The 21,618-nt window shown below is 66.7% G+C and carries 19 protein-coding genes; 7 read left to right on the top strand and 12 right to left on the bottom strand.

What is annotated here, in order from left to right; translation table 11 throughout:
• Nucleotides 1–23 precede the first annotated feature (23 nt).
• Genes BM436_RS28970 through BM436_RS29000 form a run of 7 tightly spaced genes read right to left on the bottom strand, consistent with a single transcriptional unit; the run spans nucleotide 24 to nucleotide 5,941 of the window.
• Nucleotides 24–1,094 (bottom strand): 4-hydroxythreonine-4-phosphate dehydrogenase PdxA, encoded by a 1,071-nt coding sequence (locus BM436_RS28970; RefSeq protein WP_093559338.1) that lies wholly within the window; start codon nucleotides 1,092–1,094, stop codon nucleotides 24–26.
• A complete protein-coding gene (locus BM436_RS28975; RefSeq protein WP_307666411.1) occupies nucleotides 1,091–2,008 on the bottom strand; it encodes an amidohydrolase family protein in 918 nt (305 codons plus the stop codon). Before BM436_RS28975 ends, BM436_RS28970 begins: the two co-directional genes overlap by 4 nt.
• A gap of 55 nt (nucleotides 2,009–2,063) precedes the next feature.
• The gene (locus tag BM436_RS28980; RefSeq protein ID WP_093559342.1) at nucleotides 2,064–2,993 is read right to left on the bottom strand and encodes a YncE family protein; all 930 of its coding nucleotides are present in this window, start codon (nucleotides 2,991–2,993) and stop codon (nucleotides 2,064–2,066) included.
• A 19-nt stretch (nucleotides 2,994–3,012) separates the two neighbouring features.
• Entirely contained in the window at nucleotides 3,013–3,744 is a 732-nt protein-coding gene (locus BM436_RS28985) for an amino acid ABC transporter ATP-binding protein (protein ID WP_093559344.1), read from the bottom strand.
• On the bottom strand, nucleotides 3,737–4,369 hold the full coding sequence (locus BM436_RS28990; protein ID WP_093559346.1) for an amino acid ABC transporter permease: 633 nt from the start codon (nucleotides 4,367–4,369) through the stop codon (nucleotides 3,737–3,739). Before BM436_RS28990 ends, BM436_RS28985 begins: the two co-directional genes overlap by 8 nt.
• Nucleotides 4,366–5,100 (bottom strand): amino acid ABC transporter permease, encoded by a 735-nt coding sequence (locus BM436_RS28995; protein ID WP_093559348.1) that lies wholly within the window; start codon nucleotides 5,098–5,100, stop codon nucleotides 4,366–4,368. The genes BM436_RS28990 and BM436_RS28995 overlap by 4 nt, the downstream gene beginning before the upstream one ends.
• A gap of 22 nt (nucleotides 5,101–5,122) precedes the next feature.
• A complete protein-coding gene (locus BM436_RS29000; RefSeq protein ID WP_093559350.1) occupies nucleotides 5,123–5,941 on the bottom strand; it encodes a transporter substrate-binding domain-containing protein in 819 nt (272 codons plus the stop codon).
• Nucleotides 5,942–6,085: 144 nt separating this feature from the next.
• On the opposite strand from BM436_RS29000, the gene BM436_RS29005 reads away from it, so the two are divergent.
• From BM436_RS29005 to chrA, 3 genes are all read left to right on the top strand, one after another.
• Nucleotides 6,086–7,045: a LysR family transcriptional regulator gene (locus tag BM436_RS29005; protein ID WP_093559352.1), complete on the top strand. Its 960-nt coding sequence runs from the start codon at nucleotides 6,086–6,088 to the stop codon at nucleotides 7,043–7,045.
• A 133-nt stretch (nucleotides 7,046–7,178) separates the two neighbouring features.
• Nucleotides 7,179–8,186: a porin gene (locus tag BM436_RS29010; RefSeq protein ID WP_093559353.1), complete on the top strand. Its 1,008-nt coding sequence runs from the start codon at nucleotides 7,179–7,181 to the stop codon at nucleotides 8,184–8,186.
• Nucleotides 8,187–8,273: 87 nt separating this feature from the next.
• Complete coding sequence (chrA, locus tag BM436_RS29015) at nucleotides 8,274–9,638, top strand: chromate efflux transporter (RefSeq protein ID WP_093559355.1); 1,365 nt, start codon at nucleotides 8,274–8,276, stop codon at nucleotides 9,636–9,638.
• A gap of 101 nt (nucleotides 9,639–9,739) precedes the next feature.
• On the opposite strand, the gene BM436_RS29020 is transcribed toward chrA, so the two are convergent.
• Nucleotides 9,740–11,896 carry a methyl-accepting chemotaxis protein gene (locus BM436_RS29020; protein WP_229490833.1) on the bottom strand — a complete coding sequence of 719 codons (2,157 nt, stop codon included), beginning with the start codon at nucleotides 11,894–11,896 and terminating at the stop codon, nucleotides 9,740–9,742.
• Between the two features lie 762 nt (nucleotides 11,897–12,658).
• On the opposite strand from BM436_RS29020, the gene BM436_RS29025 reads away from it, so the two are divergent.
• Both BM436_RS29025 and BM436_RS29030 read left to right on the top strand, forming a co-directional pair.
• Nucleotides 12,659–13,171 carry a hypothetical protein gene (locus BM436_RS29025; RefSeq protein WP_093559357.1) on the top strand — a complete coding sequence of 171 codons (513 nt, stop codon included), beginning with the start codon at nucleotides 12,659–12,661 and terminating at the stop codon, nucleotides 13,169–13,171.
• A gap of 76 nt (nucleotides 13,172–13,247) precedes the next feature.
• Nucleotides 13,248–15,560 (top strand): bifunctional diguanylate cyclase/phosphodiesterase, encoded by a 2,313-nt coding sequence (locus BM436_RS29030; RefSeq protein ID WP_143133349.1) that lies wholly within the window; start codon nucleotides 13,248–13,250, stop codon nucleotides 15,558–15,560.
• A 215-nt stretch (nucleotides 15,561–15,775) separates the two neighbouring features.
• On the opposite strand, the gene fusA is transcribed toward BM436_RS29030, so the two are convergent.
• Nucleotides 15,776–17,890 (bottom strand): elongation factor G, encoded by a 2,115-nt coding sequence (gene fusA / locus BM436_RS29035; protein WP_093559361.1) that lies wholly within the window; start codon nucleotides 17,888–17,890, stop codon nucleotides 15,776–15,778.
• A 165-nt stretch (nucleotides 17,891–18,055) separates the two neighbouring features.
• Here fusA and BM436_RS29040 point away from each other — a divergent pair, with 165 nt between their 5' ends.
• On the top strand, nucleotides 18,056–19,147 hold the full coding sequence (locus tag BM436_RS29040) for a phospholipase A (RefSeq protein WP_093559363.1): 1,092 nt from the start codon (nucleotides 18,056–18,058) through the stop codon (nucleotides 19,145–19,147).
• Between the two features lie 10 nt (nucleotides 19,148–19,157).
• Here BM436_RS29040 and BM436_RS29045 read toward each other — a convergent pair whose 3' ends face one another.
• Together BM436_RS29045 and BM436_RS29050 are read right to left on the bottom strand one after the other, a co-directional pair.
• Nucleotides 19,158–19,358: a hypothetical protein gene (locus BM436_RS29045; protein WP_093559365.1), complete on the bottom strand. Its 201-nt coding sequence runs from the start codon at nucleotides 19,356–19,358 to the stop codon at nucleotides 19,158–19,160.
• Nucleotides 19,359–19,590: 232 nt separating this feature from the next.
• The gene (locus tag BM436_RS29050) at nucleotides 19,591–20,232 is read right to left on the bottom strand and encodes a TetR/AcrR family transcriptional regulator (protein WP_093559367.1); all 642 of its coding nucleotides are present in this window, start codon (nucleotides 20,230–20,232) and stop codon (nucleotides 19,591–19,593) included.
• 94 nt (nucleotides 20,233–20,326) lie between these two features.
• On the opposite strand from BM436_RS29050, the gene BM436_RS29055 reads away from it, so the two are divergent.
• The gene (locus BM436_RS29055; RefSeq protein WP_093559369.1) at nucleotides 20,327–21,310 is read left to right on the top strand and encodes an NAD(P)H-dependent flavin oxidoreductase; all 984 of its coding nucleotides are present in this window, start codon (nucleotides 20,327–20,329) and stop codon (nucleotides 21,308–21,310) included.
• A gap of 8 nt (nucleotides 21,311–21,318) precedes the next feature.
• On the opposite strand, the gene BM436_RS29060 is transcribed toward BM436_RS29055, so the two are convergent.
• Nucleotides 21,319–21,567, bottom strand: coding sequence for a hypothetical protein (locus BM436_RS29060; protein WP_093559437.1), 249 nt, complete (start codon nucleotides 21,565–21,567; stop codon nucleotides 21,319–21,321).
• Nucleotides 21,568–21,618 lie beyond the last annotated feature (51 nt).

A 21,618-nucleotide genomic window follows, 5' to 3' on the forward strand; every position in this document is an offset into this window, starting at 1 on the left:
TTGGTCAATGTTGTCGGGTTTTGTTACCGGGCCGTGCGGCGCGTCGCGCCCATGCGGCAGGCCAGCTGGAAGGCCTGGATGGTGGCGCCGGGATTGGCGATACCCTGGCCGGCGATGTCGAACGCGGTGCCGTGGGCCGGCGTGGTGATCGGGATCGGCAAGCCGCCCTGCACCGTCACGCCGCGCGAGAAGCCCATCAGCTTGATGGCGATCTGGCCCTGGTCGTGGTACATGGTGACCACCGCGTCGTACTCGGGACACTCGCCCTGCACCTTGAGAAAGATGGTGTCGGCCGGGAACGGGCCTTGCACCAGCATGCCGGCGGCGCGGGCGCGCTCCACCGCCGGGGCGATGATGTCGATCTCCTCGCGGCCGAAGCTGCCGTTGTCGCCGTTGTGCGGGTTCAGGCCGCACACGGCGATGCGGGGTTCGGCCACGCCGCTCAGGCGCAGCTGGGCGTCGATCAGGCCGATCGCCTCCAGCACGCCCTCCTGGCTCAGCATCGACGGCACGCGGCTCAGGGCCACGTGCGAGGTCACGCGCGAGGTCCACAGGCGGTCCAGCACGTTGAACTCGCAGAACGGGCCGTGGTAGTCCAGCTTTTCGGCGAACCAGTGCAGCTCGTCGCTGTGGGCCATGCCGGCCAGGTGCAGCGAGCTCTTGTTCAGCGGACCGAACAGGATGGCGTCGGTGACGCCGCGGCGGGTCAGGTCCAGCGCCACGTCCAGCGTGTCCAGGCTGTAGCGGCCGCCCTTTTCGGTCGCCACGCGGCGCTCGAATCCGCCCGCCGTGGCGCCGCGGAAGTCGTGCAGCAGCGGCAGCCCCTCGGAGAAGTCCAATGTGTCCAGGTACGGCGCCAGCTTGAAGCCGACCTTGCGGCCGGCCAGCGCCATGCCGTGTTCGAGCTCGGCGCGGTCGGCGATCAGCAGGATGCGTGCCGCCGCCAGCGTGCCGGGCTCGGCCAGCAGGCGGGCGATCAGTTCCGGGCCGATGCCGGCCGGGTCGCCCAGCGTCACGGCCAGCAAGGGCAGATGTTCCGCCGCCGTGGCGCCCGAATCGGGCGCCGGCACGGGTTGAAAGTTGGAGATGGTCATAATGCGCTTTCAGTAAGTGCGATACGGTAAAAATCGAGGGCGTTGCGGTGGAACACGGCGTCGCGCTGCCCCTCGTCCAGCCCGTCCAGCATGCGGCGCAGGTTGCCCACCAGGGGCGCGTAGCCGATGCGCAGGCTGGCCACCGGGAAGTTGCTGCCGAACATGCAGCGGCCCGGCCCGAACATGGCCAGCACATCGGCCACCACGCGGGCGTTGCTGGCGTAGTCCCAGGGCCGTCCGCGTACCCCGAACTCGGACAGCTTGACCGTCACGTTGGGCAGCGCCGCCAGCCCCGCCATGCCGCGCCGCCAATGCGCCAGGCCGTCCTCGCTGCGGTCCCACGGCAGGCCGGCGTGGTTGAGCGCGACCCGCAGCCCGGGAAACCCGGCCAGCACATCGGCCGCCTCGGCCAGGTGCCAGTACGGCACCCGCAGGTCCAGCGACAGGCCGTGCTTGTCCAGCAGCGCCAGCCCGTCCTGCCAGCGCGGATCGCGCATGCTGCCGGGGCCGCCCGGCGGGGCCAGGTCCGGCCGGCCGGTGGTGGCCGGCTTGCAGCGGATGCCGCGCACCAGCGGGAATTCCAGCTGGGCCAGCAGCATGTCCTCGCTGTCCGGCCGGTCCAGCCAGGCGTGCGCCACCACCGCGTTGGGAAAGCCCCACAGGCCGGCCGTCTGGTGCAGCCAGCGGGTTTCCGCCAGTTGCTCGTCGCGCGCCCGCTCGGCCTCGATGTGCACTGTGGCCTTCACCCGCACGCCGCGCCGCGCCTCGGCGTAGTGGGCGTGCTGGAAGTCCCGCGCCAGCGCGGTGTAGTCGCCCATGAAGGTGTCGGCGTTGTAGCCGTCCTGCAGCCAGGGGTAGCGGCCGGCGCTCAAATCCCACAGGTGGTGGTGGGCGTCCACGACGACAGGCAACACCTCCCCCCGCGGCGATGCTCCGCATACTGTCAAGCTGTTCATTGTTAGTCCCGGGTCAGGCGATCAGCACATGCGAGACGTCCGGTTCGCGCAGCGTGTTGAAGTAACGCGTGAAGCCCAGCGTTTCCAGGTCCAGCACGCCGATGCGGTCGTCCTTGAGCGAGATGTAGGCCTCGTCGCGTTGCGGGTGGAAGCTCAGGCCGATGGGCAGGCTGGGCAGCTGTATCTTGCCCAGCGGCTCCAGGTCCGCGCTGTAGACCGACATGTAGTCGTCGCCGTAGTTGGTGACCAGCAGGCGGTTGCGGCGGTCGCGGTAGATGCGGGTGGGGTCGGTGCCGGTCTTGGCGCTGGCCACCACTTTCAGGCTCTCGACGTCGATGGCGACGATGGTCTCGCTCTCGCGGTTGGCCACGTACAGCAGGCGCTCGTCCGCGCTGAAGCAGTTGCCCTCCGGCCGCGCGCCCGGCACGATGGCCACCGGCGTGTGGGTCGGGTCCTGCGGCTTGAGCATGGTCACCGTGTTGCTCAGCAGGTTGAGCGAGAACGCCAGCTCGCCGTCGCTGCGCAGCGCCACCAGGTGGCTCTTGTAGCCGCCGGACGGCATGGCGCGGGTGGGCGTGTCGTCGCGCTCGGGGTGGTCGAACACCAGCAGCGCCGAATTGCCCTCGCTCAGCACGTACAGCCGGTCCTGCGCGTCGATGGCCAGGCCGTGCGGGCGGCGGAACGGCCACAGGTCCAGCGTGCGCACGTGCTCCCGCAGCTTGAGGTCGATGACGAACACCGAGCAGCCGCCCTCGCCGCGGTGGGCCTGGGTTTCGATGCCGTAGTGGCCGACGTAGGCGTAGCGCCCGGCCGAGTCCACCACGAACTCATGCGGAAAATCCGGCAGGCGTATGCTTTTCAGCTGTTCGCCCGTGGGCAGGTCGTAAAAACTGAAGGCGTGGGCGCATTTTTCCACCAGCAGCAGGATTTCTTGTTGTTTCATGTTTACTCCGTTGAAAGTCTTAATGTACGTCCGCGCTGAGGAACTGGCGCATTTCCGCCGTCTTCGGATCGGCGAACAATTCCTGCGATGGACCCATTTCCCAAATCTTGCCCTGGTGCATGAACACCGTGATGTCGGCCACGCGGCGGGCGAAGCCCATCTCGTGCGTCACCAGCACCATGGTCATGCCCTTGCGCGCCAGCGTCTCCATCACGCTCAGCACCTCCTGCGTCAGTTCCGGGTCCAGCGCCGAGGTCACCTCGTCGAACAGCATGACCTTGGGCTGCATGGCCAGCGAACGGGCGATGGCCACCCGCTGCTGCTGGCCGCCGGACAGCATGTCCGGGTAGGCGTCGAACTTCTCGCCCAGGCCGACCAGCTGCAGCGCCTCGACGGCGGCCTTGCGGGCCTCGTCCGCGCCGCGTTTGCGGACGATGGTCGGCGCCAGCATGATGTTCTGGCCCACCGTCAGGTGCGGGAACAGGTTGTAGCTCTGGAACACGATGCCCACGTCGGTGCGCAAGGCCCGCAGCTTCTTCGGATTGCCGTCCAGTTCGTGGCCGGCGACGCGGATGCTGCCGCTGTCGATGGTTTCCAAGCCGTTGATGCAACGCAGCATGGTGCTCTTGCCGGAGCCGCTGCGGCCGATCAGCGCCACCACCTGGCCGCGCTCCACCGTCAGCGAGGTGCCCTTCAGCACCGGCATGGCGCCGAAGCTCTTGAATATCTCTTTCACCATGATTTCAGACATGGGATTTCCTTTCCAGCCGGCGGCTGCAATATGAAAGCGGGTAGCAGATGCAGAAGTACAGGGTGGCCACCAGGAAAAACACCTGGAAGGGCTGGAACGTCAGGTTGTTGATCAACTGTCCCGCCTTGGCCAGCTCGACCACGCCGATCAGCGAGGCGATCGAGGAGTTCTTCACCACCTGCACCATGAAGCCCACGGTCGGCGGCAGCGAGATGCGCACCGCCTGCGGCAGGATCACGTACTGGTACTGCTGGCGGCGGGTCATGGCCAGGCTTTCGGCCGCCTCCCACTGCTGCCTGGGCACCGCCTGGATGGCGCCGCGCCAGATGTCGCCCAGGTAGCCGCTGGCGTACACCGTCATCGACACGCAGGCCGCGACCAGGGGCGGCATGTCGTAGCCGAACAGGCTCAGGCCGTAATACGACAGGAACAGCAGCATCAGCACCGGCGTGCCCTGCACCAGCTGGATGTAGGCGGAGGCCGCGGCGCGCAGCCAGCCGGCGCGCGCCACCCGAGCCAGCGCCACGCCCAAGCCGAGGACGCCGCCGAAGACACAGGCGATCGTGGCCAGCAGGACGGTCCAGCACAGCGCCTGCATGAAGAAGGGAGCGGTGGTCCAGCTCATGGCGCCACCTCGCTGGCCTGGGCAGCCATCGGGGCCGGGGCCGCCGGGGCCGCTGGACGGAGCGCGGCGCCGCGGCGGGCGAACAGGGCCTGTCCGATCAGCGCCAGGGCCGCCTTGAACAGCAGCGCCAGCGCCAGGTAGCACAGCGTCACCACGCTATACACCTCGATGCTGCGGAAGGTCAGCGTGTCGATCTGGGCCGCCAGCGACGACAGCTCCTGCGTCGAGATGGCCGAGGTCACGCTGGAGGCCAGCATCATCAGCACGAACTGGCTGCACAACGCCGGATACACCTTGGCCGCCGCCGGCTTGAGCACCACGTGGCGGAAGATCTGCAGCCGCGTCATGCCCAGCGACAGGCCCGCCTCGATCTGCGAGCGGTGGATGGACTCGATGCCGGCGCGCAGGATCTCGGCGGCGTAGGCGCCCAGGTTGATCACCATGCCGATCAGCGCGGCCTGGGTGGCCGAGACCTGCACGCCGATGGCCGGCAGGCCGAAGTAGAAGATGAAGATCTGCACCAGGAACGGCGTGTTGCGGACCACCTCGACGTAGGCGTCCAGCGCCTTGCCCGGCCAGCCCTTGTACAGCGAGCGCACGGCGGCGGTGGCGATGCCGATGGCGGTGCCGAACACGATGGACGCAGCCGACAGCGCCACCGTCATCTGCGCCCCCTCGAGCAGCAGGCCGGCGTGCTCCCACACCGGCGCGAACTGAAATTGATAAGCCATGGTTGTTCTCTGAAGGCGGGACTCAGGGCTTGGCGAGGTCGGGCAAGGGGTTGCCGGTCCATTTCAGCGAGATCTTGTTCAACTCGCCGCTGCCGGTCATCTTGACGATGGACTTGTTGAGCCAGTCGCGCATCTCGGTCTCCTCCAGCCGCACCGCCATGGCGTTGGGCTGGTTGAAGAAGCCGAACTTGATCGCCAGGTTCGCGTTGGCCTGCTGCTTCATCACGTCCTTGGCGACGCCGTCGGGCAGCGCGGCGGCGTCCACCTGGTGCGCGATCAGCGCCTGCACCACGGTGGAATCGTCCTGGTAGCGCACGATCTGCAGGCCGGGCACGTTGGCGCGGGCCAGCGCGGTCTCCTGGCTGGAGCCGCGGTTGACGCCGATGCGCTTGCCGTTCAGGTCGGCCAGCGTGGCCAGCGGCGCGCTCTTGTTCGCGAAGATCACCATCTGGAAGGCGCTGTAGGGCGCGGTAAACATGACGGCCTTGGCGCGCTCCGGCGTGGCGGCCAGCGTGGCCACCAGGAAGTCGACCTTGCCCGCCTGCAGGGCCGGGATGCGGGCCGGCGGCGTCAGCGGCACCAGTTCCACCTTCACGCCCATGTAGCCGGCCAGGGTGCGGGCGACGTCGATGTCGTAGCCGGCCGGATTGCCGGCCTCGTCCACCGTGCCGTAGATGGGCACGCCGGACAGCACGCCGATCCGGACCGAACCGCGTTTGACGATCTCGTCCACCGAGGCGGCGGACGCGGCGGGGATGGTCGCGGCCAGCGCCACGGCCAGGGTGGCGACGCCCAGCGCGGCGCGGCGGCCCGCCGCACGCATGGTTGCGGAAATGTTCATTGCTTGTCTCCTGTAGGAATATTGAGTGCTTATTTTCAAGGGCCGCGTTGTCCGCCCTCTGAGACAAACTTTACTTCGCGGCAAATTAACTGTCTAATCAGGGTTTCTGAATTCTTGATAACCTTTGGTTAATCGCATCCCGATATGAGCTCCGACCGGCCCGTCATCCCCTCCCTCCAGCAAATGCAAAACCGGCTCAGGCTGAAGCAATTGCTGCTGCTCAGCGCCATCGACGAGCTGCGCTCGCTGCGCAAGGTGGCCGAATTCATGCACCTTTCCCAGCCCGCGGCCACCAAGATGCTGCACGAGATCGAGGAAACGCTGGGCGTGCGCCTGTTCGACCGCCTGCCCAAGGGCATGCAGCCGACCGTGTTCGGCGAATCGGCGGTGCTGTACGCCAACCGCATGATCGCGGACCTGAGCAAGTTCCGGGAAAACCTGGCGGCGCAGGCCGAGGGCAGCATCGGCACCATTTCGCTGGGCTCGATACCGACGCCGGTGCCCGGCTTGCTGGCCGACACCATTGTTGCCACAAAGAGACAATATCCCGGTCTGAAGATCAATGTGCAGGTCGACACCAGCGACGCGCTGATCCAATTGCTGGAACAGGGCAAGCTGGACCTGGTGATCGGCCGCATGACCGACCACGCCAAACTGGAGCAATTGCACTTCGAGGTGCTGGACAACGAGAACCTGTCCGTGGTGGCCGGCCGCGACCATCCGCTGGCGACCGAGCGCCGCGTCGGCCTGGCCGAGCTGAGCGAGCAGCCCTGGGTGCTGCAGCCGCTGAGCACGCCGATGCGCCAGTTGCTCGAGCGCGCCTTCTTCGACGCGGGGGCCAGCAGCCCCAGGGACGTGGTCGAAACCAACTCCACGCTGCTGATCGCCGCCCTGCTGCAATCGTCGTCGCGGGTGGCGATCCTGCCGTCGGCCATCGCCACCGACTACACCACGGCCGGTACGCTGTGCATTCTGCCGGCGCGCATCAAGTTCCAGCTCGAACCCTTCGGCATCATCACGCGGCGCGAATACCTGCCCGACCCCAAACTGCAGCACTTCCTGGCCACGCTTCGCTCGCTGGCCCTGCCCGACCCCTTGCGATGAGATAACCAGTGGTTATTGCAAATTGCGAAACTGCAAATTGCCGGTTATATGATTTTGCACGAAACTGCAAACGCCTGAACGCCGAAAGCGGCGCCAAGGCGAATTCATAAAAACCATCTGGGGACACAAAAAAATGAAAACGACACTAGGGATGCTCGCCATGTTTGGCGGGCTGAGCGGCACCGCCATGGCCCAAAGCAACGTCACCATGTACGGCGTGGCCGACGTGGGCCTGACCGCCGAGCGCGGCGGCGCCGCCGGTTCGGTCACGAAGATCACCAGCGGCATCGCCAACGGCTCGCGGATCGGCTTCAAGGGCACGGAGGACCTGGGCGACGGTCTGTCGGCGCAGTTCGTGCTGGAAAACGGCATGGACATGAGCACCGGCGCGGCGGCCCAGGGCGGCCTGCTGTTCGGGCGCCAGGCCTACGTGGGCCTGAGCTCGAAGTACGGCGGCATCCGCCTCGGCCGCCAGTACACGCCCGTCGACGACGTGGTCGCGACCACCGATCCCTTCTACAACGGCTTCGCCGGCAGGATGCAAAACGTGCTGGCGGCCGGCTACGTGGCGCGGGTCAACAACGACATCATGTTCAGCACGCCCGTCATCGGCGGCGTGTCCGCCAACCTGGCCTATGGCTTCGGCGAGGTGGCCGGCGACACCGGCGCCGGGCGCTACCTGGGCGCCTCGATCGGCTACGCGGGCGGACCGCTGTGGACGCGGCTGGCCTGGCAGAGCACGAACAACCCGGCCCACACCGGCGCCGCCCGCAACGCGCTGCTGGGCGTGATCTACGACTTCGGCGGTTTCAGGCTGCATGGCGTGCTGTCGGCCAGCAGGACGCGCACCCTCGGCGTGACCACGCTGGACGCCCGCGACGGCATGCTGGGCGTGTCGGTGCGCATGGGCTCCGGCACCATCCTGGCCTCCTACGTCCGCCGCGACGACCGCCTGCCGGCCGGCAAGAACGCGAGCCAGCTCGGCGTCGGCTACACCTACGACCTCTCCAAGCGCACCAGCGTCTACACGGCTTACGGCCGCATCGACAACGACAACGGCGCGGCCTACACCTCCGGCAACGCCACCGAGGCCGGCAGCGGCAACAGCGCCTTCAACCTGGGCCTGCGCCACCGCTTCTAAGGGCCAGTCTGCGCGCCGGGCCTGTGCCTGGGGCGCCAATGCCGCTACACTATGCGCGGCATTAGCGCCCCAACGCAAAGGAAGGATATGACCTCGCCCCTGCCGCGCCAAGCGGACCATACCGAAACACCCGCCGCCGTCGGCTTCTGGCAAGCCTTCGCCTTCTGGCTCAAGCTCGGTTTCATCAGCTTCGGCGGCCCCGCCGGGCAGATCGCCATCATGCACCAGGAGCTGGTGGAGAACCGCCGCTGGATCTCCGAGCGCCGCTTCCTGCACGCGCTGAACTATTGCATGGTGCTGCCGGGGCCGGAGGCGCAGCAGCTGGCCACCTACATCGGCTGGCTGATGCACCGCACGGCTGGCGGCGTCGCGGCCGGCGCGCTGTTCGTGCTGCCGTCGCTGCTGATACTGATCCTGCTGTCCTGGCTGTACATCGCGTTTGGCGACGTGCCGCTGATCGCCGGCCTGTTTTACGGCATCAAACCCGCCGTGACGGCCATCGTGCTGCAGGCCAGCCACCGCATCGGCTCGCGCGCCTTGAAAAACGGCTGGCTGTGGGCCATCGCCGGCGCTTCCTTCACGGCCATCTTCGCGCTGAACCTGCCGTTCCCTCTGATCGTGCTGGGCGCCGCCGCCATCGGCTACATCGGCGGCCGCGTGGCCCCGGACCGGTTCGCCGTCGGTGGCGGGCACGGCAAGGCGGCCAAGGGTTACGGCCCGGCCTTGATCGACGACCACACGCCGACGCCCGAGCACGCCAGGTTCCGCTGGAGCCGGCTGGCCCGCGTGGCGGCCGCCGGCGCCCTGCTGTGGCTGATTCCCATGGGCGCGCTGGCGCTGCTCTACGGCTGGGACCATACCTTTGCGCAGATGAGCTGGTTCTTCACCAAGGCCGCCATGCTGACCTTCGGCGGCGCCTACGCGGTGCTGCCCTACGTCTACCAGGGCGCGGTCTCGCATTTCGCGTGGCTGACACCGACGCAGATGATAGACGGGCTGGCGCTGGGCGAAACCACGCCCGGTCCGCTGATCATGGTGGTGGCCTTCGTGGCCTTCGTCGGCGCCTACGCCAAGGCGGTGCTGGGGCCGGATGCGCTCTTCCTGGCCGGCGCCATGGCGGCCTGCCTGGTCACCTGGTTCACCTTCCTGCCCTCGTTCCTGTTCATCCTGGCCGGCGGACCGCTGGTCGAGTCCACCCATGGCGACATCAAGTTCACCGCGCCGCTGACCGCGATCACCGCGGCCGTGGTGGGCGTGATATTGAACCTGGCGCTGTTCTTGGGATACCACGTGCTGTGGCCGAAGGGCTTCGGCGGGACCTTCGAATGGATGTCGGCGCTGATCGCGCTGGCTGCGGCGGTCGCGCTGCTGCGCTACCAGGTGAACGTGATGAAGGTGATCGCCGCCAGCGCCGTGCTCGGGCTGGCGGTCAAGACGCTGGGCTGGGCGTAAGACCCGAGCCGCCACACTGGGGACAGACCCGCGACCACAGTCCCGTGCATTTGCGAAGGCGTATGGCGCTAGGGTCTGTCCCCGGTTTTACGCCGCCGCGATCAATAGGCCACGAAACTCGCCTCCTCCAATTCGCTCATCTCGTCGGCGTGCTGGTTCAGCCGCACCAGCTTGATCGGCGTGAACTCGGCCGCTTTGGCGGGCGCCGGTTCGGCCCGCGGCGCCATCACCTTGGCGCGGACGCCGTTGAAGAAGGCCATGGCCTTGCGCAACTGCTCGGCCTGGGTATTCATCTCCTGCGCGGTCGCGGCCAGTTCCTCCGAGCTGGCGGCGTTCTGCTGGGTGGTGATGTTCAGCTGGCTGACCGCGCTGTTGATCTGCCCCACGCCCAGCGATTGCTCCTCCGACGCGGCGGCGATTTCCTGCACCAGGTCCGAGGTCCGCTTGCTCTTGGGAACCATCTGGTCCAGCAGCTTGCCCGCCTTCTCCGCCAGCACCACGCTGCCGCGCGCGACCACGCCGATCTCCTGCGCGGCAAGCTGGCTGCGCTCGGCCAGCTTGCGCACCTGCGTCGCCACCACGGCGAAACCCTTGCCCTGGTCGCCGGCCCGCGCCGCCTCGATGGCGGCGTTCAGCGCCAGCAGGTTGGTCTGGTAGGCGATGTCGTCGATGATGCCGACCTGGCTGGCGATCTGGTTCATGGCCGTCACCGTCACCTGCACCGCCTCGCCGCCCTCGCTGGCCTCGTGCGAGGCGCTGCTGGCCATGCCGTCCGTCACCCTGGCGTTCTCCGTGTTCTGCACGATGGACGCGGTCATCTGCTCCAGCGAGGCGCTGGTCTGCTCCACGCTGGCCGCCTGCTCGGTGGCCGCCTGCGACAGCGACATGGCCGTCTGGCTGACCTGGCCGGACGCCGCCGCGATCGCCTGGGCGGCGACGTTCACGTCGGCCACCACCTGGCTCAGCTTGCCCACCGTGTTGTTGGTGTGGTCCTTCAGCTCCGCGAAGGCGCCCTCGTACTCGCGCTCGATCTTCTGGCTCAAGTCGCCGGACGCCATCGCGCCCATCACCCGTCCCACGTCGGACAGGCTGTCGCGCAGCTTGTCGGTCATGTGGGCGATGGCCTGCTGCACCTGGCCGATCTCGTCGCCGCGGTCGCAGGCGATGTGCACGCCCAGGTCGCCGCGCGCGATGGCGTGCGAGGCGTCCACCGTTTCCCGCAGCGGCCTGGTGATCGAGACGGTGATCAGCACGCCTATCCATCCGGCCAGCAGCGAAATCGCCGCCACCGATCCCAGCAGCGTGTAGACGGCGCGGGTCAGCCGATCGGCGCGGGCCAGCAGCAGGCCGTCCAGTTCGGTCATGGCCAGGTCCAGCAGCTTGAACTGGTTGTCGATGGCCCGGGTGAACTGGCTGACGTATTCGGTGGCCGGGAAATCGACGCGGTCGGCATGGATCAAGTGGGTGTCCGCCAGGTTCATCGCCTGTTGCGCCTCGCCCAGGCTCTCCTCCACGATGCGGCTGAGCTTGTCGCGCAGTTCCGGATTGGACGCGCCCGCCTTGGTGAAGGCCGTGTTCATCGCGGCGTGGTGCTCGTTGGCCTTTTCCAGCAGCGCGGACAGGGCGCCGCGCTCCTCCATGGTGACCTTCGACTGCGTCAGCATATTGGTGCCGCGCGCGCGCAAGCGGCCCAGGTCCTCCGTCAGCGCCGGCAGGTGGTATAGCGCGCCGAAGATCAGGTAATAGCTGTCGACGTCCGGGTCCAGGGTCAGCAGGAAGTGATCCGCCACCAGGTCCAGCACCGTCAGCAGCTTGGCGATCAGCGCGGTGTGCTGTTCGGTGCTGGCCTTGCCGGCGACGCGCGCGCCGGCCACGTCCGCCGCCAGGGATTTCCATTGCGCCTGCGCCTCGCTCCACGCCGCCAGCACGGCGGGATCGTTGACACGTTCCGTCAGCAGCCGGCCGACGTTGCGGTAGCCGCGCTCGACCTCCTGCTGCTTCATGCGCAGCTCGTTGGCCTTCTCCTTGCGTCCGCCGAGCACCAGCGCGGACAAGCCGCGGCTTTGCTGGGTCAATTGCAGCGCCCGGAGCAGCGCCTTGGCCGGCACCGTGCCGCGCGTTTCGGTTCGCGCCGCGTCCAGTGTCTTGTAAGAGTCGCGCACGTACAGATAGGACGGCACACTGACCAGGACAAAGCCCATCACGGCGAGAATGGCGAACTTGCGCCACAGGAGCAAGCGGTTCAGGAAACGCATCATGAAAAACCTCCGTATGAGTCAGGACTGCGACAAGCGAACGCGGGCCAACAGCGGCTGCGCGCGGCGGCGCAGGCCGGACAAAATCGGACTAATGCAGGAGCTGGGAGACGGGTGGCTTGCGCGGAACAGGCAGCCTTCGAGATGCAATATAGCATCGAAAAATGTGCCTAAAAGAATATTATTAAGGCAGCGCAATGTGTGCCTCCTGGTTACAACAATGTGACAGTTCGAGAGAATATCGGCCCGGGAATATGCTACCGGCGAAGCGAATTGTCCTGATCAAGTTGGCGTCCGTGGCGAACGTACCAGGCCCGCGAACACCCGCGGACCAGGCACTCGGCGACGCCCGCCGTACGCCGGCAAACCACCGCCGCCACAAGTGCCTGGTTCGCGTCCTGTGCGAGCCAGGTACCGAATCCGCGCCCGTGGCGAACGTACCAGGCCCGCGAACACCCGCGGACCAGGCACTCGGCAACGCCCGCGGTACGCCGGCAGGCCACCGCCACCACAAGTGCCTGGTTCGCGTCTTGTGCGAGCCAGGTACCGAATCCGCGCCCGTGGCGAACGTACCAGGCCCGCGAACACCCGCGGACCAGGCACTCGGCGACGCCCGCGGTACGCCGGCAGACCACCGCCGCCACAAGTGCCTGGTTCGCGTTTTGTGCGAGCCAGGTACCAAATCCGCGCCCGAAGCGCCCCGCCTCCACTGCTCAGTTGGCTATAATGCCAACACTGCCAGCCCCGCAACCATGAAGGATCGTCATGACCCGCCACCTTACGCTGACAGCGGCCCGCCTCGCCGCCGCCGCGCTTGTCGCCCTGCCCGCATACGCCGCCGCCGACAGCGGCGACTGGTTCCAAACCCTGGACAACAAGCCCCTGGCCGAACTGTGGATCAATCCCGGCTTCTATTCCTACCACTTCAAGCGCGACCGCGACCTCAACGACAGCAACCCCGGCCTGGGCGGCGAGTACCGCTTTTCCACGGTGGCGTCGGTCACAGCCGGACGCTTCTATAATAGCGACCGCGAGTATTCGAACTACGCCGGCGTGTACTACCAGCCCTTCGCGGTCGGCCCAGTGCGTCTCGGCGCCGTGCTCGGCGCCTTCGACGGCTACCCCAGGGCGCGCAACGGCGGCTGGTTCCCCGCCGTGATCCCCACCATGAGCTTCGAATACAAGCGCGTGGGCGCCAACATCGCCATCATCCCCGGCTACAAGGACCGGCTGTATGGCGCCGTGTCGGTGCAGCTCAAACTGAAGGTTTTTGACTGAAATTTCCATCCATAAGTAGCATGGCCCCACTCCCCCCTTCATGCGATGATGTGGGGACTTAGTTGACAAGTTGATCATGAATTCCAGCGCCAAGCTTCCTCCCGAACTTTCCCCGCCCAGCGATCCCGCCAGCGACTTCGCGCGATTGGAGGCCTACATCGGCGAAGGAGCGCGCGACGGCGAGGAGCGGCAACAGGCCTTGGCCGCGCTGGCGCGGCTGCGGGCCGAACAGGACGAGCTGCGCCACAAGCTGGCGCGCGCCGAGGGCTTCTTCGCCGGCTTCGCCGAGCACTCGCCGTCGCCGCTGTGGGTCAAGGACGCGCAGGGCCGCTACGTGATGGGCAACCAGGCCCTGCTCAACTACTTCGGCGTCGAGCAACCCGGCATCGAGGGCAAGCACGACACGGACTTCTGGCCGCCGGACGTGCAGCACACGCTGGCCGGGCACGACCGACGCGTGCTGCGCGACAAGCAGGTGGTGAAGACGCTGGAGACGACCGACGACGGCCAGCGCCATTGGCTGGTGCACCGTTTCCCGCTGGACGTGGGCGGCGAGGTCTTCCTGGGCGGCTCCGCCATCGAGATGACCAACGAGGTGGAAAAGGAGCGCGCGCTGGTGCGGCACGACAGCTTCTATGTGCTGCTGTCGCGCCTGACGGCGGTGGTGTCGCGCGCCAGGACGCTGGAGGCCCTGTGCCTGGAAACCTGCCGCGTCACGGCCAGCCAGCCGGGCGTGCGGATCGCCGACATCTGCCGCTGCGAGGACGTGGGCAGCCGGCTGCGCATGTTCACGTCGGTGGAGCGCGACGGCGCGGAGCGCAACTGGGAGATCGGCGACGACGCGCAGGAGGCGGACTGGTTTTCGCCCGAGCTGGCGTCGATCGCGCTGCGCACCGGCAAAATGCAGTTCTCCAACACGCTGAACCAGGGCTGCCAGCGGCGCGGCATCGCGTCCTGCATGGCGATCCCGCTGTTCGCCAACAACAAGCCCTGGGGCGTGCTGTCGCTGTACACGCCGCAGGACGAGCTGTTCGACGCCTTCTACCAGGAACGCGCGGGCGAGATCGGCACCGAGCTCGGCTTCGGCATCGAGCGGCTGGTCAACACCGCCGAACTGTACCGGCTGGCCCGCACCAATCCGCTCACCGGGCTGCCCAGCCGCGTGCACTTCGAGGAACAGATCGCCGCGCTGGCGGCGGCCGAGGCGCGCGGCACGGTGCTGCTCATCAACATCAACCGCTTCGACGAAATCAGCTCCGCCTACGGCAACGGCGCCGCCATCGGCCTGATGCGCGCCATCGCGCAGCGGCTGAACATGGAAGTGGCGTCGCGCATGGTGCTGTCCCACATCGGCATCGGCCGCTTCGCGCTGTTCCTGGGCGCCGACGAGGGCGTCTCGCCGCTGGCCTACGTCCGCGACACCATCGTGCCGCTGCTGCAGGGCTCGTATCACGTGGACGACCACCGGATCTGGTGCACCATCAACGCGGGCGCGGCGGCGTTGCCGGAGGACGGCACCTCGGCCGACGCGCTGCTGGTGAAGGCCTGGGACGCGCTGGCGAGCGCGCGCGCCAAGGAAGAACGCTTCGGCTTCTACGACCGCCACGCCGACCAGGCCCTGGCGCGCGAACTGAGCCTGGAGTCCGAACTGCGCGACGCCATCGTGCGGCGCGAGTTCGTCAACTACTACCAGCCCAAGATCGACATGAAGACCGGAAAGCTTGCGGGCGCCGAGGCGCTGGTGCGGTGGAACCATCCGGTGCGCGGCATCGTGTCGCCGGCCGAGTTCGTGCCGGTGCTGGAGCGCAGCGGCTTGGTGATCGCGGCGGGCCGGCAGGTGATGGAGCAAGCCATGCGCGACTGGCGCGAGTGGCACGAGGCGGGGCTGAAACCGCCGCAGATCGCCGTCAACGTGGCGCCCGCGCAATTCCGCTGCGACAGCCTGATCGGCGACATCGAGCGGGTGCTGCGCATGGCCGACCCGGCCCTGCGGCCGCTGTCCATCGAGATCACGGAAAGCAGCCTGGTGGCGGACCACGCGCGGGTGGTGGAGATACTCACCCGTCTGCGCAGCCTGGGCGTGCCGATCGCGATAGACGATTTCGGCACCGGGTACTCGTCGCTGGCCTACCTGGTGACGCTGCCGGTGGACGTGCTGAAGATAGACCGCTCCTTCGTGATGAAGATGGCGCACGACGCCGGCTACATGGGGTTGATCAGCACCATCGTCTCGCTGGCGCACAACCTGGACTTGAAGGTGGTGGCCGAGGGCATAGAGACGGAAGAGGAAGCCAAGCTGCTGAAGCTGTTGCGCTGCGAGCAAGGGCAAGGCTACCTGTACAGCCGCCCCATCCCCGCCGCCGACTTCGCCGCCCTGCTAAGCCGCTGAAAGGCCACCGCCGCGTCAAGTGCCTGGTTCGCGTTTTGTGCGAGCCAGGTACCGAATCCGCGCCAGTGGCGAACGTACCAGGCCCGCTAAACCCCGCGGACCTGGCACTCGGCGGCGTCAGCATTCCAGCCAGAGCACCACCGGCGCGTCAAGTGCCTGGTTCGCGTTTTGCGCGAGCCAGGTACCGAATCCGCGGCAGTGGCGAAGGCCAACGCCTAATGCCCCCGCCCCTTCGACGACACCGCGATCTGCTCCAGGATATGCTTGGGCACCTCGGCGTAGTGCTTGAACTCCATCGTGTACGTCGCCCTGCCCTGCGTCAGCGAACGCAGGGTGGTCGAATACCCGAACATCTCCGCCAGCGGCACCAGCGCGCGGATGATCTTGCCGCCGCCGCCCGGAATCTCGTCCATGCCCTGCACCATGCCGCGCCGCGCCGTCAGGTCGCCCATGGCGTTGCCCATGAACTCCTCCGGCGTCTCCACCTCCACGAACATCATCGGTTCCAGCAGCACCGGGGACGCCTTGCGCATCGCGTCCTTGAACGCCATCGAACCGGCCATGCGGAACGCGTTCTCGTTCGAGTCCACGTCATGGTAGGAACCGAAGGTCAAAGTCACCTTCACGTCCACCACCGGATACCCCGCCAACACGCCCGACTGCAGCGTCTCCTGTATGCCCTTGTCCACCGCAGGGATGAACTCGCGCGGAATCACGCCGCCCTTGATGGCGTCCACGAACTCGTAGCCCTTGCCCGCCTCGGCCGGCTCCACCGTCAGCACCGCGTGGCCGTACTGGCCCCGTCCGCCCGACTGTTTGACGAACTTGCCTTCGACGTCCGTCGCCTTGCGCGTGATGGTCTCGCGGTAGGCCACCTGCGGCTTGCCCACCGTCGCCTCGACGCCGAACTCGCGCCGCATGCGGTCCACCAGGATCTCCAGGTGCAGCTCGCCCATGCCGGACATGATGGTCTGGCCCGATTCCTCGTCCGTGCGCACGCGGAAGGACGGGTCCTCCTGCGCCAGGCGGTTCAGGGCGATGCCCATCTTCTCCTGGTCCACCTTGGTCTTCGGCTCCACCGCCTGCGAAATCACCGGTTCCGGGAAGATCATCTTCTCCAGCACGATGATGTGGTCCGGCGAGCTCAGCGTGTCGCCGGTGGTGACGCCTTTCAGCCCCACGGCGGCGGCGATGTCGCCCGCGTACACCTCCTTGATCTCCTTGCGCTCGTTGGCGTGCATCTGCAGGATGCGGCCCAGGCGCTCCTTCTGGCTCTTGGTCGGGTTGTAGACCGTGTCGCCCGAATTGACCACACCGGAATAGACGCGGAAAAAGGTCAGCTGGCCCACGAAGGGGTCCGTCATGATCTTGAACGCCAGCGCGGCGAACGGGTCCGTGTCGTTCGGATGGCGCTCGATCGGATTGTCGTCCTCGTCATGGCCGGCGATGGCGGGCACGTCCAGCGGCGACGGCAGATACTCGATCACCGCGTCCAGCATGGCCTGCACGCCGCGGTTCTTGAAGGCGCTGCCGGCCAGCATCGGCACGATCTCGTTGCGGATGGTGCGCGCGCGCAGGCCCTGCTTGATCTCTTCCTCGCTCAGCGCCTCGCCGTTCAGGTACTTGTCCAGCAGCTCGGGCGAGCCCTCGGCGGCGGCCTCCACCATGTGGTCGCGCCACTTCTGCGCCAGGTCCCGCAGGTGCGCGGGGATGTCCTCGTAGCTGAACTTCACGCCCAGGCTGGCGTCGTCCCAGTTAATGGCGCGCATCTTCACCAGGTCCACCACGCCGTGGAAGTCGTCCTCGGCGCCCAGCGGAATCTGGATGGGCACGGCCGTGCCCTTCAAGCGGTCCTTGATCTGCTGCTGCACGCGGAAGAAGTCCGCGCCGACGCGATCCATCTTGTTGATGAACGCAATGCGCGGCACATGGTATTTATTGGCCTGGCGCCAGACGGTCTCGGACTGCGGCTGCACGCCGCCCACCGAGTCGTACACCATCACGGCGCCGTCCAGCACGCGCATGGAGCGCTCCACCTCGATGGTGAAGTCCACGTGGCCGGGCGTGTCGATGATGTTGATGCGGTGCTCGGGGAAATTGCCCGCCATGCCCTTCCAGAAGGCGGTGGTCGCGGCGGACGTGATCGTGATGCCGCGCTCCTGCTCCTGCTCCATCCAGTCCATGGTGGCCGCGCCGTTGTGCACCTCGCCGATCTTGTGATTGACACCCGTGTAGAACAGGATGCGCTCGGTCGTGGTGGTTTTGCCGGCATCGATGTGGGCGCTGATGCCGATGTTTCGGTAACGCTCGATAGGTGTCTTGCGGGTCATCACAATCTCCTTTGAACGAGAACCCGGCGGCGGGGTCGTCGTTGATTCTAACAGCAACGGAGTACACACGTATGGCGGACCGCCGGGTATTTCACGCCCAGCCGTGCGCCCTATTTTCCTCGAAACAATATACTGCGAACCAACCAACACTATCAATCAGCCATTATGAGACCACGCGCATCGACGTTCCTCCTCGCCGCCCTGCTGCCCTACGCGGCGCAGGCGCAGACGCCGTCCGAAATCGAGACGCTGCTGGAGCGTTGTGCCGCCCTGGGCGACGCCAGCGCGCGCCTGGCCTGCTACGACGCGCTGGCGAAAAAGGCCCCGCTGGCCTCCACCCCGCCGCCGGCGCACGCCGCGCCCGGCAGCCAGCCGGCGGCCGCCGTGATCGGTTCGGCGGTCGCCGCCGCCAGGGCGGAGGCGGCGCCCACCGCGATGGAGGCCGTGAAGGAGGCCGAGCCCGAGAAGGAACTGTCGCGCATGGTGCAGCGCTGGGAACTGGACCAGCCGTCCAAGCGCGGCGTGTTCTCCTTCCGTCCGCACCACGACACCTACCTGCTGCTGGCCAACTACAGCAACAGCACCAACGACAGCCCTTTCCGCGACACCACGCCGGCCGGGCTGAAGTCGCAGCGCGTGGAGCTGAGCTACCAGCTCAGTTTCAAGATGAAGATGATGGAGGAGATCGCCAACACACCGTTCGACTTGTGGTTCGCCTACACACAGCGCAGCTTCTGGCAGGCCTACAACCGGTCCGCCTCCAGCCCCTTCCGCGAAACCAATTACCAGCCCGAGCTGATCTTCTCGTCGCCGCTGCTGGTGGGCGTGGGCGAGGCGCGGCTACGGTACGTGAACTTCGGGCTGGTGCACCAGTCGAACGGGCAGACCTCGACCTTGTCGCGCAGCTGGAACCGGGTGTATGGCGAGATCGGCGGCGAGTTCGGGCATTTCAACGCCACGCTGCGGATGTGGAAGCGGCTGGACAACGCCAAGTCGGACAACGACAACATCGACATCAACCAGTTCATGGGCCACAGCGAGCTGCGCGTGGCCTACCGCAACGCCGGGCACGAGTATTCCTTGATGGCGCGCCGCAACCTGAACACCGACCACGGTGCGTTGCAGCTGGGCTGGTCGTTCCCCTTGCGGGACAACCTGAAGGGCTATGTCCAGGGATTTTCCGGCTACGGCCAGAGCCTGATCGACTACAACTACGCGCAGATGTCGATAGGCGCCGGCGTGCTGGTGGATTTCTGAGGCTGGTTGCCTAGCGGCCCGGCGAACCGCGCAGCACGCGGGCCGGCAGCATGACGATGGCGCGCAGCAGCTCGAACACGGCCTCCACGCCGACGCCGATCAGCCGGAACGGCAGCAAGATCAGCCAGACCAGCGGATACAGCACGAGCGCCAGCAAGGCCAGCGGCCAACACAGGAACAGCAGGACCAGCCAAAACAGGAAACTCAGCATAATACGCTCCAGGCAAAAGTGCTACATCGATAAGCGTACTGTAGTTCGCCGCGCCCGGCCAGGCAATTCCCGTGCGATCAATTGCGGCTGGGCGCGACCAGCTGCGCGAATACGGGGGCGAACGGCGCAACCCTGACGCAAAATCAGGGGACAGACCCGCGGTCGGCGCCCCATCACTTCGCGAAGACGCGTGGCGCGGGGGTCTGTCCCCGGTGCAGGCCGACGGCCGCTTTCAGGCGACCGGATTCTTCAGCGACAACAGGATCGCCGTCACCGCCGCCTTGAACAGCTCGTCCGGATGCTCCTCCTTCAGGTAATACCCCTTCAGCTCCAGACTGGCGATGCCGTGCAGAGACGCCCACAGCAGCCGCGCCGCGGCGGACGCGCTCGACCGCGGCAGCAGTCCCGCCTCCATGCAGCGCTCGAACTGCCGCTTCAGCGGCTTGAAGGTCTCCCACGCCGCCACGCGCGACTCCAGCGGCGGAATGAAGCCGGCGATGGCGTCGCCAAACATCACCAGGTAATAGCTGGGATTACGGCGTGCGTAATCCAGGTAGGCGCGCGCGCAGATCCACACGCCCTGCAACGCGTCCACCTTGGCCAGCTCCGGCTCGGTGCGATCGAAATCCTGCTTCAGGCGGGCGCATCCCTCCAGGTACAGCGCGTTCGACAAGCCGTCCTTGCCCCCGAAAATCGAATACAGCAGCGTGGTCGAGCAATTGACCGCCTCGGCCACCCTGCGCACGGTCAGCGCCGCCGGCCCCTCCTCCACCAATAGGCGGCTGGCGGCCTCGAGCATGCCCTGGCGCAGCGCGCCGCGCAAATCCTCCTGCTCCTGTTTGAAATCGACGGTCTTTGCTTTTGTTGCGTTCATGGGATTCCATTAAAAATCACTGGAAAAAACAACGTTTTTTCTGATAACATCGTATCAGACTTCAGACAACCCAGGCTTAAATCAAGGAGCTCACATGACATCGAACCACATCCCCGAGGTATTGCGCAATCTGGCCCTGCCCGTCATCGGCTCGCCGCTGTTCATCGCCAGCGGCCCGAAACTGGTCGCCGCGCAGTGCAAGGCCGGCATCGTCGGCTCCTTCCCGGCGCTGAACGCCCGTCCGGCCGAACTGCTGGACACCTGGCTGACCGAGCTGAAAGCCGAACTGGCCGCGTACAAGGAAGCCAATCCGGACGCCATCGTCGGCCCCATCGCCGTCAACCAGATCGTGCACCAATCCAACACCCGGCTGGCGCACGATGTGGAAGTATGCGTCAAGCACCAGATCCCCATCATCATTTCCTCGCTGCGCGCGCCGCCGAAGGAAATGCTGGACGCCATCCACAGCTACGGCGGCATCGTGCTGCACGACGTGGTCTCGATCCGGCACGCGCAAAAGGCGCTGGAAGCGGGCGTGGACGGGCTGATCCTGGTTGCCAGCGGCGCCGGCGGCCACGCGGGCACCCTGTCCCCGTTCGCGCTGGTGGGCGAAGTGCGCAAATTCTTCAAGGGCCCGATCGCCCTGTCCGGCTCCATCGCCACCGGCGACGCCATCCTGGCCGCGCAAGCCATGGGCGCCGACTTCGCCTACATCGGCTCGCGCTGGCTGGCCACGCAGGAATCGAACGTGGACGACGACTACCGCCAAGCCATCATCGAATCGACGGCGGCGGACATCGTCTACACCAATCTGTTCACCGGCGTGCACGGCAACTACCTGAAGAAATCGATCGTGGCGGCCGGGCTGGACCCGGACGCGCTGCCGCAGGCCGACAAGACGGCGATGGACTTCGGTTCCGGCAGCTCCAGCAAGGCCAAGGCCTGGCGCGACATCTGGGGCGCGGGCCAGGGCGTGGGCTTGATGGAGGACGCGCCGACCGTGGCCGAGCTGGTCGGCCGCCTAACGGCGGAATACAACGGCGCGCGCGCCCGCCTGCTGGACAAGCGCGCGGCATAAGGCGGGTCTTACTGGCCGACGCAAATGATCTTGGTCTCGTACTCTTTTGCGTTCGGCTTCTTCTTCAGCGCCCAGGCGATGGCCTGATCCGCCTCGGCGACCGTCATGATGGTCGCCTTCTCCTTCGACTTAATGAAGGACACGCCCTCGAACGCCCCCTCCTTGCTGCGCATCACCTTCGCGAACACGGGCGGCTTCTCATCCCCCGCGGCGATCTTCTTCTGTTGCACGATATAGCGGCGGTCTTCCTGTTCCATGGCGATACTCATCAGTTCAAAACCCCAAGTATACGCCCTCCCCAACAGTTT

It is taken from the genome of Pseudoduganella namucuonensis (assembly GCF_900116645.1).
In the GTDB taxonomy this organism is placed as follows: Bacteria; Pseudomonadota; Gammaproteobacteria; order Burkholderiales; family Burkholderiaceae_D; genus Rugamonas; species Rugamonas namucuonensis.